The sequence below is a fragment of the Mesomycoplasma ovipneumoniae genome (genome assembly GCF_035918255.1).
Classification (GTDB): Bacteria; Bacillota_I; Bacilli_A; order Mycoplasmatales; family Metamycoplasmataceae; genus Mesomycoplasma; species Mesomycoplasma ovipneumoniae_A.
Map to the genome: position 1 here is coordinate 117,881 of NZ_CP142136.1, position 17,578 is coordinate 135,458.

The window sequence follows — 17,578 nt, forward strand, 5'->3', positions numbered from 1 at the left end:
TTGGTTAATTCTAAAACCGTTGTTTTTTGCTAAAATCAATTATAATTTAGTTTCCTTTAATTAAAGATCTAGCAAAATAAGGTAAATTAGCATATTCCCGAGTTTCCCAGTTTGATGAGATAGTCTTAAACAAGTGCCCTGGTTTAGTTTTGGGCACTTTTTTAACTTTTTTGGCAAACTCAAGAAAAATAACTATCAAGGCAAAAACTCTAAATTTTAAATCTAACACTCATGAATGCAAAATCTACTTATTAATTAAATAAAGCAAACTAAAAAAGCTAAAATTTTAACTTAAAAAGCAAAATTATAAAATATTTAAACTACTTTTTTTAGTTTAAAATACTGGCAAAATCAATTTAAATCAATTTATGATGAAACAACAAAAATCATAAAAAAATACAACTACTATTTAAACTCAATGCAAATAGAAAACTCGTTTTTATTTAAATTGAGCCTAAAAAAACATATGAAGTTTTGAAAGAACAATAATTAAAAGCCATAAATTTATAGATTTCTAAACGGTCAAATTTAAGGCACTCCATCATATTTAAAAATATAATGGGAAATTCGCATTTTCTGATTTTTTTATGACAAAAACATAACTAATTCCTCCTTAATTCAATATAAAATTCATTAATTCATTCTTAGTGAGGTTTATTATAACATAATTTTATTTTAGACCAAACATTTTTTTTTTTTTTTTTACAAAAGGTTAGTTTAAAATAATAAAAATTAAGATTTTAGCGGTCAAAAAACACAGATTTACGGCTATTTTTGCGTATTTATATTTACTAGAAAGTGAATTTTTGCCATCAAACTGGCAAACTCAGGAAAAACTTATTTTTGGGCAACCTTTGCTAGAAATTAAGTTTGGTATTCTAATAAAGCTAAGAATAATTTTGACTATAAAAATTACATGCAAAAATAAAAAATAATCTTCTTTTTGATAAGTTAATATACTAATTTACATTTTTTTGTTTCTTATCTTTTCTTTTTTTTAGTATAATTTTAAATTTATTAAACTAAAATCGAAAGGAACAGTATGAAATACAAAAATCTTCAAAACTATCCCGTTAGAAAAAGATTAAAATTTATATCATTAGGTTTATTACCAATAGCTACTACAGTAACGTTTGTTGCATGTATCTCATCACAAGAATCAACACAACTTTCAAGATTTAACTATTTAGCAATTGGTGATTCTGTTACCGCCGGATTTAATCAAGATACATATCGCGATTTTCAAGGTAAACTTAGCTCAGGCAACGTAAGTGGTCTTTCGTATCCTTCCTTTTTTGCACACTTTTTGCAAAAATTAAACAAAGATTCGCTTGTTTCATACGATAATTTGGCCTTTTCTGGTGCAACAGTAAAAAATTGACTTAATTTAATTAATCCTACAAAATACCCAACTGGAAAAGTCGCTGATAATCCTTTTGTGCCTAAAAATAACGATCAAAATACAAAATACAATGATTTATCTACCGTTTTTGGCAATTTTAATAAATCAAGTTACCCTGAACTAACTCAAAAAATTAAAAGCGCTAATCTTTTAACAATGACTCTTGGCGCTAATGATATTTTCTTAGCCGCAACTAAATTTGGCCCACTTTTATCACCTGAAACATCTGGAATTAAAGAGGAATTGGATAAAATTACTGTAGAAACTGCTCAAGAAACAACTTCCCCTGATCCTAAGAAAAAACCCGATTTAAAACCAAAAATAGCCAAATATATTCAAAACGAAATTTCAGCCAAAATAACAGAATTAAAATCAGATTTAGAAAATCTTTTAAAAGAATTAAAGACAATTAATCCTAATTTACATATAAATCTACTTCCATATAAATTGCCAAACTCACTTTTAGTGCAAATTTTAAGCAACCTTTTTGCTAATGATTTTGGTTTAGAAAAAGATTATTTCCAAAAAGTTACAACAGAAATTAATACCGCAATTCGTGAAACAGCCCAAAAAGTTAATGTAAATTATGTTGATCCATTTGATGCAGAAGTTTGAAATGATTCTGATACACAATTAGGAGCGACAAAATATGATATTCACCCTCAAATTAAGGGATACAAAAAAATAGCTGAACAATTATTGCTAAAATTAGCAACCGATCAATCTCAAGCTGGCGCTGTTGTTGATAATATTAAAAAATCTACGAAATTCAGCGATAATGCTTCAGGAAATTTAACATATAAACGTGTTATTGATCTATCAAGTGTTGCAAAAACTAATGAAGAATTATTGAAAAAAATAAACGATAATAAATCCGAAACTGATTTCATTAGTGAAGAATCTGAATTTGAAAAAACCCAAAGTACACTAATGAATGCCGATAAAATAGATTTGACTGATTCAATGTTATCAATTTTGAGTTCAAATATTTTTGGAAAATTAGATTTTAAAGACTTAGTTAAAAAATCACGAAACCTTCTAGCTGGTTCTTTTGTTAGTTTTATTCCTGAATCAGTATCAGAAAAACCTCTAGCAGAAATTTTAACATCACTTGGAGAGTTTGCTAAACCTTATCTAAATAAGCCAGATACTGATATAGTTAAGGTTGCTCTTAATAAAGTAATAGCTGATCTAGAAAAAAATGTAAAAAATCCTAAAAACCATTCAAGAATCACATTTCCTTCAATAATTAATAGCATTATTTCTAGCTTTGTTTCAAATCTTAATCTTGCAAAAGTTTTAGAGGATTTACCGAAGTTAACAGGTAGACAATCATCATCCTCATCATCAACAACACCTTCTCCATCATCTCCATCTTCAACATCATCATCTTCAACTCCATCAACCTCAGCTTCAGCAGGTTCAACCTCCAGTTCTTAATCACACCCCTTAAAAGCGTTATTAAAAATTAATACTTAAAAAACATGGCATTTTTTAATGTCATGTTCCTAAACCGAAAATAAAAATGCAACAAATAGTAAAACAATATTATCGTTGCATTTTTTTATTTCCATTTATGAAATAATTTAGTAAATTTGTGTTTTTTGAATAAAAATTACGAATATATTTCATATTTGCTTTTTTGGCCGGAATTTTAAAACTTTCTTGCAAATTTATTATATGATTATTAATATAGTAAATTTAATTTTTTGAAAGGAGAAATCATAGTTAAAACAAGATTTTTTAGTAAATTTAAAGATTTTACTTGATCACAAATTTTTGCCTTAATAATATTAGCGGCTGCTGATGTTTTTGTTATCGCTGCCCCTTATTATTTAAAAAATATTGTGCCGAATTTGCATACATATTTAGGAATTCGTGAAGACCAAGTAGCTTCTTTGACAGCCATTATTGGTTGAGTTACACTTGCAACTCAACTACCGGGCGGATTTTTATCTAACAGGATTAGTTCGCGTTGACTCTTATTTATTGCTGTTTTATCAACAGGAATTATTACATTTTGATTTGGTATAACCATCAAAAATGCTCAACAATTAGGTGAAGAAAGTGCTTTGACTCAATATAAAATTATTTGAGGTCTTTGAGGAATCACATCAACCCTAATCTTTTGAACCCCGCTTTGAAAACTGGTTTCACAGCAAACCGACCAAAAAAATCAAGGTCTTGCTTACGGAATTCAAGGTAGTGCAAATGGTATAGTTGGATTTTTCCTAGTTTTTGTTATTGGTTTAATTATTACTTCAATTTATTATCCAGACAATCAAAATACTAGAGAAATCAATTCTACACCTTTTGCTGCTTATACTTTTACAATTGGTAGTTTTTTAGTAATTACTTCATTTTTGGTTCTCTTTTTTGTTAAAGAGAAAAAAATTGAACGTTATACTAACAAAATTAGTCTTGAATCTATCAAGAAAAATATTAACCAAATTTTTGTCTCACTTAAAAATTGAAAACTATGAATGCTTTCAATTTTTGTAATGGGAATGTATACTTTCCAATCAGTTTTTGCCTATTATTTAGTTCAAGTGTTAAATAATGTCTTTTTAGCACCTACAATTTTAGTTACAATTCTTGGTGGAATTAGAACTTATGGACTTCGAGGTTTAATTAGCTCTTATGTTGGTTACTATGCTGACAAATTTAGAAGCTACATTCTCATTTTAGTCTTAACAGCAGTGACAGGAATGTTTGTTATTTTAACTATTTTACTTCTTACCTTAGCAGGAATTCAAGAGCCTGGAACTCCACTGTTTATCTTCTTTATAATATTGGTTACAATTTTATTCTTAATTGCAGGTTCTCTATCATGAGTAATGGTAACTCTTAGATTTACTCAAGTTGCTGAAATTGAAATTGGTAAAAATAACTATGCAAGTTCAGTTGGAATTCTTTCATTTATTGCATTTTCGCCAGATGCTTGATTTTATGAATTATCAGGATATGTTGGAAAAGTCTATACAATTGAAGGACAAACAAATACTTCGCCTTTAGGTTACCAATTAATTTTAACAATCGCATTAGGTGTTGCCTTATTTGGAACAATTTGTGGTCTAATAGTCTTTTTACACAATCGCGCTGAACTTAAAAAGCTAGGCAAAACAAATTATCGCTGAAGGGAATTAGATAATGCCTAAAAAACAATTGTTAATAGCGCACCGTGGTTATTCAGGAATCGCACCTGAAAATACCAAACTAGCTTTTGATTTAGCATATGAATTTAATTTTGATGGAATCGAATTAGATGTTCATTTAACTAAAGATAATAGAATAGTTGTCATTCATGACGAGGATACTAAAAGAACAGCTGGTGTTGATAAAATAATTGCAAATAGCACTTTATCTGAATTATATAATGATGACCATAGTTTACATTTTCAACTTGAGACTCGTAAGCAAAGGATTTTAACACTTGAGGACTTTTTAGATCTTTATCTTGATAAGTTTGAAGTAATTAATGTTGAACTTAAAACTGACCAAACTGAATACATTGGAATTGAAAGAGTTATTGATGACTTATCAGTTAGATATGGGGAGGACTTTTTTGACAAAATAATTTTTTCTTCCTTTAATTTTTCTACACTTGAACGTATGTTTAAATTAAATTCTAAATATCAACTTGGTTTTTTATTTTGAACTAAAACCCAACTAACAAGTGTAAGTCAGAAAGAAATCAAACAAATTTGCAAGTACCTCCATCCTTGAATAGATTTATATGACGAAGAACCAGCGATGATTGAAGCTTTTGGTCTACCACTAAACTTATGAACTCTCAAATCAAAAGCCCGCTACCAAAAATATTTAAATAACAAACATGTATATAGCCAAATAAGTAATTACAAATATAGCAAAGATATTAATTAAAACTCAAGCCAATAAAAAATCATCTTCTTAAAAATGGAGATGATTTTTGCTAAATAGGAAAAATAACTATCAAGGCAAAAACACTGAATTTTAAATCTAACACTCACGAATGCAAAATCTACTTATTAATCAAATAAAGCAAACTAAAAAAGCTAAAATTTTAACTAAAAACCAAAATATGAAATATTTAAACTACTTTTTTAGTTTAAAACACTGTCAAAAATCATAAAAAAATACAACTACTATTTAAACTCAATGTAAATATAAAACTCGTTTTTACTTACATTGAGCCTAAAAAAATATATGAAGTTTTGAAAGAACAATAATTAAAAGCCATAAATTTGTAGATTTCTAAACGGTCAAATTTAAGACATTCCATCATATTTAAAAATATAATGGATAATTCGCATTTTCTGATTTTTTTTATGACAAAAACATAACTAATTCCTCCTTAATTCAATATCAAAAATTTATTAATTCATTCTTAGTGAGGTTATTATAGCATAATTTTATTTTAGACCAAACATTTTTTTTTTTTTTTGCAAAATGTTAATTTTAAAATAATAAAAATTAAGACTTTAGCACCAAAAAAGACGGATTTACCGGTATTTTTGCATATTTCTATTTACTAAAAAGTAAATTTTGGCCATCAAACTGCCAAACTCAAGAAAAATATGACATTTTTTAACGTCATGTTTTTTATTAAAAAAATAATTTATTCTTTTTAAATTCAATAGCTAGACTTAACTGGAAATTTTTTTGTTAATTCCTGAATTTTTAGCTTAATTTCCTCAATTTCACTAGGATTTAAATTTTTCTTTCTTAAGACAAAATCAATAATTTCAGCAAGAATAGCAAATTCTTTTTCCTTAAAACCGCGCGAAGTCATTGCTGGAGTGCCAAAACGAATTCCTGAAGTTACAAAAGGACTTAGAGTATCATTTGGAATTGTATTTTTATTTGTAATAATATTTACTGATTCAAGTAAAATTTGTGCTTGTTTACCTGTTAGATCATAGGTTTTTTTAACATCAACAATAAAAAGGTGATTTTGGGTTTTTCCTGAGACAATTCTTGCGCCTTTTTTTGCAAATTCGTTTGCAAAAAAAGCGGCATTTTTAACAATTTGCTCACAATAATCTTTAAATCAAGGTTGCAGTGCTTCGTTAAATGCAACAGCTTTTGCGGCAATTGTATTAAAAAGTGGGCCACCTTGAATTCCAGGAAAAACAATTTTGTCGATTTTATTTGCAATTTCCTCAATATCTGTTAAAATCAAACCACCTCGAGGTCCGCGCAGTGTTTTTTGGGTTGTTGATGTTATTATATGAGCAATTCCAACTGGCGAAGGATGGACGCCTGTTGCAACAAGACCGGCAATATGAGCAATGTCAGCCAGCAAATAGGCTCCGACTTTGTCGGCAATTTGTCGAAAACGGGCAAAATCAATCAAACCTGAATAAGCTGAATAGCCACAAATTATTAAATTTGGTCTTGTCTCAAGAGCTATTTTTTCAATCTCATCATAATCCAGCATTTCATTTTTGTCAAGAAAATAGCTAATTCCCGTGTAAAAAATTCCTGAAAAATTAACTTTATATCCGTGAGTTAAATGTCCGCCTGAGCTTAAATCAAGACCGAGAATTTTGTCTCCAGGTTTTAAAAGCGCAGCAAAAACGGCTGAATTTGCACTTGAACCAGAATAGGGTTGAACATTTGCAAATTTTGTCCCAAAAAGTTGCTTTGCACGTTCAATTGCAATTAATTCAATTTTGTCAATGAACTCACAGCCACCATAATAGCGTTTTCCGGGATAGCCTTCGCCATATTTATTGCTCAAACTTGTTCCATTTGCGCTTAGAACATCTTGAGAAGCATAATTTTCACTGGCAATTAGCTCAATTTGGTCATTTTGCCTTTGACTTTCTAAATTAATTAGCTCAGAAATTTGTTGATCTTTAATATTAATTTTCTTGTACATTTTTCAAAAAACATAAAAATTATACAATAAAAATAAAGAAAACTCTAAAAACGAGCTGATTTTTTGCAAAAAATTTTTTTGCTTTTGCTAAGCAAAACATGGTATAATTTTTAATTTATTAGAAGGGAAAGCCATGAAAATACGCAATTTTTTTGTTAGGTTGTTTTCGCTTAATAGTTGAAAGCGTTTTTTTCTTGCTTTTTTAACATTTTCTTTTCTTGGAAGTGGTGTTTTTCTCGTTTCAAATTACTATATTTCTCAGAACATTAATCGCTCAATTGAATATGGTGGTGGCGCTGAGGTTTTAGTTCAAGTTAAAACTTTAGACGGGAAAATTCCATCTTCAAAAGTTGTTCAGGAGGCAGATTCGGCTATTTTTCAGCGCTTAACCGGCGGGGCTAATTTGAATGGTACCAACGTTTTTACCGAAGGTGAAGGTAGAATAAGAATTTCACGTAATAAAATTTCTAATAACCGTGAATTAGATCAATTTATTGAAGAAATAGTCAATAAACCAACGCTTACAATTACAGATATTAACACAAATCCCCTTTTTTTTGACGGTAAATTCGAAACAAACCTTAGTCTTGAAAATGGTGATGAGTCAAATTGGCTAGTTCCATTTGCTCCTGGTTCTGCCCTTTCACAACCAAATCCCCAAAATCCATCAAGTAATCAAGTATTAATCGAATTAAAAGACAACAATGCTCAATTAGAGTGAACTAAAGCCACTGAATATATTTCAAAATTACCTCAGGGTCAAAACAGAATTTTAATTTGATCTAATATTTCTGAACTTAAAAAAATTGCCCAAGAAAAATTCCCGCTTCAGTGGGAAAATGCTAATAAAAATATATATAATTTTTTGCATGTTGGTGAAAAAACTACCCCTGATTTTTTGCCAGACCAAAAAATTTTGCAACCTTCACTTAAAAAATTTCAGATTGATGCAAAAAGGTATTTAATTTCCGATGCAACAGTTAGTCAAGCTTTAAACGGGCAATCCTTTGTAATTACAGGTAATTTTTCTCCTCAAGAGGCAAAACAATTAGCACTGGATATTAATTATGGTACTGCTGATTATAAATTAGATTTTTTGTCAGCTTCGTTTGTTAGCAAAACTAAATCTGATTCGGCCTTTATTGCTGGATGAATCGCAATTGGGCTAGCCATTGGGATCATTTCGTTATTTTTGATTATAAATTACGGTATTTTAGGAATTGTTGCAACAATTTCACTTTCACTTTATGTCTTTTTGACATTACTTTTTTTCACAATTGTTCGAGGTGAATATTCTCCAATAACCATTTCAGCGCTTGTTGTTGGAATTGGGATGAATATTGATGCAAATGTGATTAGTTTTGAATTATTTAAGTCGAGAATTTATGCTGGTAATTCAGTAATAAAAGCAAATTCGCAGGCTAATCGCACCTCTTTTAATGCAATTATTGACTCAAATGTTACAACACTGATAGCTGCACTTGTTTTGTTCTTTTTTGGAACCAAAAATGTAAAAAGTTTCTCAATTACTCTTATTTTTTCAATTGTCTTTACACTAATAGTGACAATTGGATTTACAAAATTTTTCACAAGCTTTATTCTTAAAGCTGATTTTTTACAAAAAAAGAATAGATTTTGACTCTTAGGTATAAAAAACTTTTACTTCAAAAAATATGAACGTGGTTACCAATCGGTTTATTCACGAATTAATTATGAAAAAATTTATAAATATTCTAGATGAACCCCGCTTGTTTTGTTTTTAGGTTCCTTAGTAGTTTTTGCAACGTTTGCCGGAATTTACAAATCTTTTGGCTCAGGCTTTAATTTAGCTATTGACTTTAGTGGTGGGACAAACTTGCTAATTGAAACATCAAATTCAAGTTTTGATTTGATAAACCAAGAAAAAGCCAATAAAATAATTGATTTTTTAAATTCACATAATATTAATAGCGCAAATTCACTAATAACTTTAAATCCTTTAAACGAATCATCTTCTGTTTTTAATATTGAAGTTAAAACCCAACTAGACTTAGCTTCCAAACTTTCGAGTCTTAATTCGGAAATTCAAAGCAATTTCTCAAATATTCGAATGACAAACTATTCAATTTCAAATGAAGAAGCACAAAAATTAATTTTTAATGCAATACTCTCAGTTGGTTTAGCGCTTGTTTTTGTAAGTATTTTTACACTGATTAGATTTAAATGAACTTTTTCATTTGCAATTATTCTTTCTCAATTATTTAATGTTTTAATGGTCTTTTGTGCGATTATTATTACTCGAATTCAAATATCTCAAAATTTGGTTGTTGCAATTTTAACTCTAATTGGTTATACTGTAAATGATACAATTGTTGTCTTTGATCGTATTAAGACAAAATTTAGCGAAACAAATCACGTTGATGTTTACAAAAGTGAAAAAATTAACCAAATTTCATTAGAAGCAATTAAAGATACAGCTAAAAGATCTATTTTTACATCTCTAACAACAATTTTTACAATCATAGTTTTGATGATTTTCTATGAATCAATTGACGTAGTTTTCAGTTTAACAATGCTTATAGGTGTTATAATCGGAACATATTCTTCATTATTTGTCGCAACTAGAATATGAAATAAATTAGAAGCATATCGAAACTATAAAAAACAAAAAAGAATTAACGCTAAATATTGAAATGTTCAGAAGGTTCATGAACAAACATTTGCAAGCATTAATGACTATGAGAAATAAATAACCAAAAATTAAAATAATTACTAAAAAATATCTATTTTAATTTTTGGTTTTTATTTTGTTAAAATTTTCTATGTTTAAAATTAAAGGTAAAAATGAAAACATTCTTAAATTCAAGTCCTAAGGGTACTTATGATATTGTCGAGCAAGAAAGTGAAATATTCCTAAAAATCCGTAATATTTTTTTTGAATATGCTAGAAAATTTAATTTCTCATATATTGAAACACCAATTTTTGAACATGCAGAAATTTTCGAAAAAACTAGTCAAATTTCAGATATTGTAACCAAGGAACTCTATAAATTTTTAGATAAATCAAATCGACAATTAGCTTTGAGACCCGAGGGAACTGCGCCAATCATGCGGGCAATTTGACAGCATAAATTACACCAAGTTGAAAAAAAATTTTTTTATTTTGGTCCAATGTTTCGCTATGAAAAACCACAAAAAGGACGTTTTCGTCAGTTTTACCAAGCCGGATTTGAAATTACTAATTATAAACCAGATTCATTTTTTCTACAGATTTTAGAAGTTATTCTTTTAGTTACTAAAATTCTTGAAAATCTTAAAATTCAAAACTACCAACTTAAAATTAATTACCTTTCAAACTCACAAACAAGACAAGAATATTGCAAAGCTTTAACTCAATATTTTGAAAAATATATTGATAAACTTGAACCTATTTCTAAATCACGTCTTAAAAATAACCCTTTGAGAATTCTTGATGACAAAGTAGAATCCTCTAAAGATTTTGTTAAATCATCCCCAAAAATAAACGATTTTTGATCAGTTGAAGACAAAAAAAATTTCAATTCAATAATTTCAATTTTTGAAAAATTTAAAATTAATTACGTGATTGATTATTCTTTAGTTCGAGGACTTGATTATTATGATGAATTTGTTTTTGAATTTATTGATAATGGCAAAATTCTAGGTTCAAAATTAACTTTTGCTGGTGGAGGTTGTTATAATAATTTACCACAAAAATTTGGTATGCCTAATTTTAAAAGTATCGGGGTTGCCTTTGGAATTGAGCGTCTAATAGAAATTTTCAAATCTAATTGCCCCATTAAATTAACAAATTTAGATTTTTATTTAATCGGGTTTAGTCAAGATGAAATCCTTAAAAACTTTGAACTCGCAATTTTACTTCGCGAGCAAAATTTTCAAGTTGATTTAAATAAATCGCCCCTATCAATTAAAGATGGATTCCAAAAAGCAAAAAAATCAGGCGCAAAATTTGCTTTTTTCTTTGAAAAAGATGAACAACCTGGCCAAATATCAATTAAAAATCTGCAAACATCTATTAATAAAGTCATTTCACTTTTAAATATTGATTTTAAATTTTTAAGAACAATTATAGACGGAGAAACTCATGTATAATTCAAAAAATTTATCCAAAGATCAAATTGGTAATATAGTTTCAATTCAAGGTTGAGTCCAAAATATTCGTAAAATTAAAAATAAAACCTTTGTGGTAATCCGTGACTATCACGGAATTTTTCAAGTAATTATTGACCAAAATACCAAAAAAACTGATAAATACTCAAAAGAATCTGTTGTTCGTGTTGAGGGTATTTTATCCTTAAGAAGCAATCCAAATACAAAAATTCATAATGGTGATCTTGAAATAAATGCAATAAATTTTGAAACACTTTCATTTTCACAGCCAATTCCGTTTGAAATTCATAACGAGGCTCATGCTAATGAAGATTTACGTTTGGAATACCGATTTTTAGATTTACGCCGAGAAGTAATGCAGAAAAATTTGACTTTTCGTTATAGAGTTTTTCACTATATTCGCTCTTTCCTTTTTGAGAATAATTTTATCGAAATTGAAACCCCGATTTTGTCAAAATCAACACCTGAAGGAGCGAGATCTTTTTTAGTTCCTACTCGACAAAAAGGAAAATTCTTTGCCTTACCGCAGTCACCTCAAATTTATAAGCAACTTTTAATGGTTTCTGGATTTGAAAAATACTTCCAATTTGCCCGTGTTTTTCGTGATGAGGATTTAAGAAAAGACCGCCAATTTGAATTTTGTCAACTAGATCTAGAATTTGGCTTTAGTAATTTTGAGCAAATCTCCAATCAAATTGAAAACCTTATAAAATATTTGTGAGAAAAAATTTACTCTAATTCAGAAATTGAATTTCCACAGCTTGATTATGATTTTGTAATTGACAAATATGGAACCGATAAGCCTGATTTGCGATTTGAAAATAAATTATTTTCTCTTGATTTTCTTGATGGTCAAGACCCACTTTTCCAAGGCAAAACGCGCGGTATTTTTCTTGAAAATGTTTTAATTTCAAAAGTAGATTACCGAATTTTTTCTGAAAAAATAAGACAACATAACGCAAACAGACTTTTGTATATTCACATTGAATCTGGAAAAATTTCGTATTTTTCTTTTAAAACTGATGAATCCGCCTTGAAATCTAAGCTTGAAAGTTGACTATTAGACAATAATTATCAAAATGGAACTTTATTTTTAATTTCTGATAATTATCAAGAAACATCATTAGCTCTTGGGGCTCTACGAAATTTATTAGCACAAAAATACAACCTTATTATTAATAAAAATGAATTTAAATTTGCCTGAATTATTAACTGACCGCTTTTTGAGCTTGATTCAAATCAGCAAATAACTTCCGCTCACCACCCATTTACGGCACCTGTTGCTGAAAATATTGAATTTTTAGATATTGATCCTATAAAAGTTCGTGCTCAATCTTATGATCTTGTGCTTAATGGTTTTGAACTTGGCTCAGGTTCAATAAGAATTAATAATTCTGAATTACAAAGCAAAATTTTTAGAATTTTAGGTCTTAATCAAGATCAAATCAACCTTCAATTTGGCAGTCTTTTAAAAGCTTTTAATTTTGGAGTTCCACCTCATGGAGGCTTTGCTTTTGGTCTTGACCGTCTAATTATGATTTTATTACAAACGAACTCAATTCGTGATGTTATTGCTTTCCCAGTAAATTCAAAAGGTTTGGACTTATTACTAAATTCACCTTCATCAATAAATCCTGAATTATTATCTGAATACAATATCAAAATTAGCGACACAGATAAAGAATAATTTCTAAAAAGTTGACAAATTTTGAATAAATAGTACAAATTAGAATATTAATTTAAGCAAAAAGAAACTAATTTTTGCGGAGTTTCCCAGTTTGATGAGGTAATTTAAAAAAGTATCGGGTTTAAACTAGGACAAAAAAAATTAACAGTTTAATATTATTATAACATCATAGCATATTGCTGTGGTGTTTTTCAATTTAAAATCGATTGAATTCTATCGTTGTTGTATCAAAATATATAATCTGCAATTATTTTTTTCAGATCTTCAAAAGTTATTTTACTGTAGTTTAACTCGTTTAAGCATTCACTTTTTATAATCGAAAATCAGTATTCAGCCTCCCTATTATCCAAAGAATTTCCTATGCGAGACAATGAAACAGTTCCTCCCATTTTATTTATTTTGTCAATATAGGTTTTTGAAGTGTATTGAAATCCATGGTCTGAATGAATAACAAAATTTTTATCAATAGACCTAAATGTCTTTATATTATCCATAACTAAATTAAGATCATTGCTTACAGATAATTTAAAATCTCTGATTTTTTTAGTTTTATGCTCAATTATTACAGACAAAAATACATGGTTTTCCTTAACATCTCTGGGAGCTTTTATATATGTAATATCAGTAGCAAAAATATTTCTATTTAATTTATCATTGTAATCGCGTTTAACAATATCCGGCAGTGCGAATTTGGTGTTCTTAATTTCGCTCTTTCTTCTTTTTTTCCTAATTTTGCATACTAAATTCAATCTTTTTAAATGTCTTCCAAGACTTCGAGCGTTAATGTCAATATTATATTTCATAGAAATATAAGCACTCAACCTTATGCGACCATATCTACCTTTGTTATCAAGAAAGGATTTTTTAATTATTGCATCATTTTTGTGTTCCCTTACTTTTATAACTTTAGTTTTAGATTTTGCCACTGATTGTCTGCATACATTAAAAATTTTTGCAGATTTGCTATAGGGAATACTTAGCGTTTTGGCTTCACTAATTTTTCCTGATTTTAATTTATTTTTATTGATTTCGTAATATCTCTTAGCTATTACTATTAATTCTTCTTTTGTAAATTCGTTTCAATCAGGTTCAATTGGTTTTTTAGGTTTTTTGCCACTCCCTGGCTTTCTGTTCGCACCTTTTTTATCTAATAATTGATCTTGCATACCATTATTATAATACCGAATAATTTTTTTGATTCTTCGAAGTAGTTGTGTTCTGGTTATAAAATTTGTTTCTGGCGAAATATCATTTATATAATTTATTGTTTTTTTTAATCCAAATTCATTGTAAATTTTATAAATCATATCAAACTCGTCTTTTTTAAAGTGTCTTGACATTAGTATTCTCCTTTTTATCGCATTTGAAAATTTAAAAAAAGCTAACACTTTGGGTGTTAGCTTTCTCCTTAAACTCGAACAAAAAAGCCAACACCTTAGTGTTAATTTTTTTTGTCCTAGTTTAGTTTTCCGTGCTTTTTTAACTTTTTTGGCAAAAGTTAATTACAATTTTTATTAGTGATTTATTAAGATATCAAAGTAAAAATCATACCTATTTCAAATATTCGGGTCACTAGGAATACCATCAAAGTGCCAAACTCAAGAAAAATAACAATCAAAGCAAAAACACTAAATTTTAAATCTAACACTCAGAAAAGAGAAATCTACTTATTAATCAAATAAAACAAACTAAAAAAGCTAAAATTTTGACTTAAAAAGCAAAATTATGAAATTTTTAAACTACTTTTTTAGTTTAAAACACTAACAAAAATCATAAAAAAATAAAACTACTATTTAAACTCAATGCAAATAGAAAACTCATTTTTATTTAAATTGAGCCTAAAAAAACATGTGAAGTTTTGAAAGAACAATAATCAAAAGCCATAAATTTGTAGATTTCTAAACCGGTAAATTTAAGGCATTCCATCATATTTAAAAATATAATGGATAATTCGCACTATCTTATTTTAGTATGACAAAAAACATAACTAATTCCTCCTTAATTCAATATCAAAATTTATTAATTATTCTTAAGTGAGGTTTATTATAACATAATTTTTTCTTGGACCAAGCATTTTTTTTTTTTTTTTTTGGAGAAGGTTAATTTTAAAATAATAAAAATTAAGATTTTAGTCGAAAAAACCCGGATTTCCGGGTATTTTTTTAATATTTAGATTCACTAAAAAGTGAATTTTTGGCATCAAACTGGGAAACTCAGGATTTAAGCAAAAAGTAACTAATTTTTACCTTTAAAATAGCACAAAAATTCCTAAAAAATTAAGCCTTGAACAGCTTTAAATCTTTAGGAATTTATAATAAATAACAAAGAGATTTTGCAAATTTAGATAAAATTTAGTCTTAACTATAAAGGTAAAATCCAAAAATTAGAATTGCTCAAATTTTAGCAATTTAATTACCGGTTTACGATAGCTTAGTCAAGAAATTATTAGGTAAATTACCGAAATAGACGCGAACATTATCAGTCATATTATTATAAGTAAAGTCCCAACTTGGTTTAGTGAGGGCAGCAAAATATCTTGACCAATTATTGCGGTATAAATTTTTCCCATTGACGGAAGAAAAACAACTGAATTAATAAACAAAATAAAGAGTGAAATTATAATAATATTTAGCCAATGGTAAAAGAAAATTTGTCAGGTTTTAGCGCTTAATGCCTTAAGAATTCCAATTAATTTCATTTTTGAATCGCTCAGATTTTTAGCATAAAAGACTGTCTGAATTAGCAAAATTATAATAAATAAAACTAAAATAGCACCAATAACTATATTTGTAAATGATTGTGTATTTAATATTGATTTTGATATACCACCTAGAGACGATTGGATTTCAAATTCTTTGTTGTTTTTAGTAAAGTTTTCAATATTATTAGCTAAATCATCATCAATATTAAAATACAGTTTCAATATTCATGGGTCAATTTTTTCTGGCTTATTGTTGTCAAGATTTTCATTTGGCCCGTTGTTTTTTTGCATAGGTTTTGCTAGTTCAAAAAATTTATGATGTAAAAAGCTAAAATTTAATCTATCTAAAGTAGCCAAACTACTTATACCAACTACTTTTAGATCTACGGCTGTGTTTCGAAAAATAGGAACACTAATTTTTTGATTGTTTGGTTCTTCTATATTAAATTTTGTTGCCAGCGATTTTGAAATTATTATTTCATCTTTGTTTTGAATATTTCTGCCTACTAAATTTTTGTTGTCAAAAATAAATCTGTTTTTAAAAAAATCACTTTCATCAATATAGTCAACAGAAGAATCAAACTCTGTCTTATCGCCATAAGTGAAAGTAACCTTAGGAAAACTAAAAAAAGGAACAATTTTTACAATTTTTGGGTTATCTTCTTGAAGTTTTGTGATTTCATCAGTAGAAAATGTGCTTATTTCTCCATTTGGTTTTTTGGTTATTACAACCGAATCTAATTGATATTCAATCGTGTTTTGCAAATTAGTGCTGCTAATATTTAAATTTAAGACGCCAAATAATAATGTCCCAAAAAAACTGGTTAAAAAAAGCAATATAAATAAAATACTTGAAGTAAGTTTTGATTTAAAATCTGTAATTGTTAATAAAAAACCTGTTTTAAATTCCTGTTTAATTTTCGAAAGTTTTGAATTTTTAGCAGTTTTTTGATATTTTAAATCACTGTTTTTAGCAATTAAGGACTGATTTTGGCTATTTTTGTCAAAAATTTCCTCAGTAATTTTGTTTTTTTCAATATAAACAATTTTGTCGGCATATTTTTTTGCTAAATCAAGGTTATGACTAACTACTAAAATAGTTTTATTCTTGGAAATATTAGCTAAATTTTCAAATACAATTTTTGCATTTTCAATATCTAAATTTCTTGTTGGTTCATCAAGTAATATAAAACTACTATCGCGTGAAAGTGAGCGTAAAATTGCAATTCTTTGCCTTTCGCCGCCAGATAAATTATTTACTTTTTGTTCAAGTTGTTCAGTTTTTATCGACATTAAATTTGCATTTTGATTTAATGCATTTTTGTCTAAAAGTTTATTTATTACATTATTTCCTATCAAAATATTGTCATTAGATGTAATTTTTTCAATTAAATTAAAATCTTGAAAAACAACATCAACTAACGGTTTTTTAATTTCAGAACCATTTTCATCAAAAAAAGAAATGTTTCCACTATCTTTTTTTGTAAAACCGGCAATTAAATTAATAAGAGTTGTTTTACCGATTCCTGATTCACCAACTACAAAAGTTACTTTGTTCGAAGGAATTTCAAGATTTAGTGAACTAAAAATAAATCTGTCATCAATTTTTTTTGTTAAATTTTGAATTTTTATCATCTAAATAAACCTCTTGTTCGGAATTAAATAATTTAATAAGAAGCAGTTCATATTTTTAGGTCATGTTCATTAAATTCAAAAGAAGGACTAGCATAACCACTAATTCAAGAATTAATAAATAGTTTTATTTTATCTGCAGTATTATCTGTATTGTTTTCT

9 protein-coding genes are annotated in these 17,578 nt (G+C 27.8%); 6 read left to right on the plus strand and 3 right to left on the minus strand.

Going from position 1 to position 17,578, the window contains the following annotated elements:
• Positions 1-1,042: 1,042 nt before the first annotated feature.
• The 3 genes from U3G01_RS00580 (at position 1,043) to U3G01_RS00590 (ending at position 5,287) form a co-directional block, all read left to right on the plus strand.
• Entirely contained in the window at positions 1,043-2,842 is a 1,800-nt protein-coding gene (locus U3G01_RS00580; protein WP_255030898.1) for a GDSL-type esterase/lipase family protein, read from the plus strand.
• Positions 2,843-3,123: 281 nt separating this feature from the next.
• Positions 3,124-4,560 (plus strand): MFS transporter, encoded by a 1,437-nt coding sequence (locus U3G01_RS00585; protein WP_318034400.1) that lies wholly within the window; start codon positions 3,124-3,126, stop codon positions 4,558-4,560.
• Positions 4,553-5,287, plus strand: a complete 735-nt coding sequence (locus U3G01_RS00590; protein WP_069097627.1) for a glycerophosphodiester phosphodiesterase family protein — start codon at positions 4,553-4,555, stop codon at positions 5,285-5,287. Before U3G01_RS00585 ends, U3G01_RS00590 begins: the two co-directional genes overlap by 8 nt.
• A 724-nt stretch (positions 5,288-6,011) precedes the next feature.
• Here U3G01_RS00590 and glyA read toward each other — a convergent pair.
• Complete coding sequence (gene glyA / locus U3G01_RS00595) at positions 6,012-7,268, minus strand: serine hydroxymethyltransferase (RefSeq protein ID WP_255030900.1); 1,257 nt, start codon at positions 7,266-7,268, stop codon at positions 6,012-6,014.
• Between the two features lie 133 nt (positions 7,269-7,401).
• On the opposite strand from glyA, the gene secDF reads away from it, so the two are divergent.
• The 3 genes from secDF (at position 7,402) to aspS (ending at position 13,083) form a co-directional block, all read left to right on the plus strand.
• Positions 7,402-9,996: a protein translocase subunit SecDF gene (secDF, locus tag U3G01_RS00600; protein ID WP_255030901.1), complete on the plus strand. Its 2,595-nt coding sequence runs from the start codon at positions 7,402-7,404 to the stop codon at positions 9,994-9,996.
• 95 nt (positions 9,997-10,091) lie between these two features.
• A complete protein-coding gene (gene hisS, locus U3G01_RS00605; RefSeq protein WP_255030903.1) occupies positions 10,092-11,378 on the plus strand; it encodes a histidine--tRNA ligase in 1,287 nt (428 codons plus the stop codon).
• On the plus strand, positions 11,371-13,083 hold the full coding sequence (aspS, locus tag U3G01_RS00610; protein ID WP_255030905.1) for an aspartate--tRNA ligase: 1,713 nt from the start codon (positions 11,371-11,373) through the stop codon (positions 13,081-13,083). The genes hisS and aspS overlap by 8 nt, the downstream gene beginning before the upstream one ends.
• 158 nt (positions 13,084-13,241) lie before the next feature.
• Here aspS and U3G01_RS00615 read toward each other — a convergent pair whose 3' ends face one another.
• Positions 13,242-14,423: an IS3 family transposase gene (locus U3G01_RS00615; RefSeq protein WP_326564828.1), complete on the minus strand. Its 1,182-nt coding sequence runs from the start codon at positions 14,421-14,423 to the stop codon at positions 13,242-13,244.
• A 1,043-nt stretch (positions 14,424-15,466) separates the two neighbouring features.
• The gene (locus U3G01_RS00620; RefSeq protein ID WP_255031318.1) at positions 15,467-17,419 is read right to left on the minus strand and encodes an ABC transporter ATP-binding protein; all 1,953 of its coding nucleotides are present in this window, start codon (positions 17,417-17,419) and stop codon (positions 15,467-15,469) included.
• Positions 17,420-17,578 lie beyond the last annotated feature (159 nt).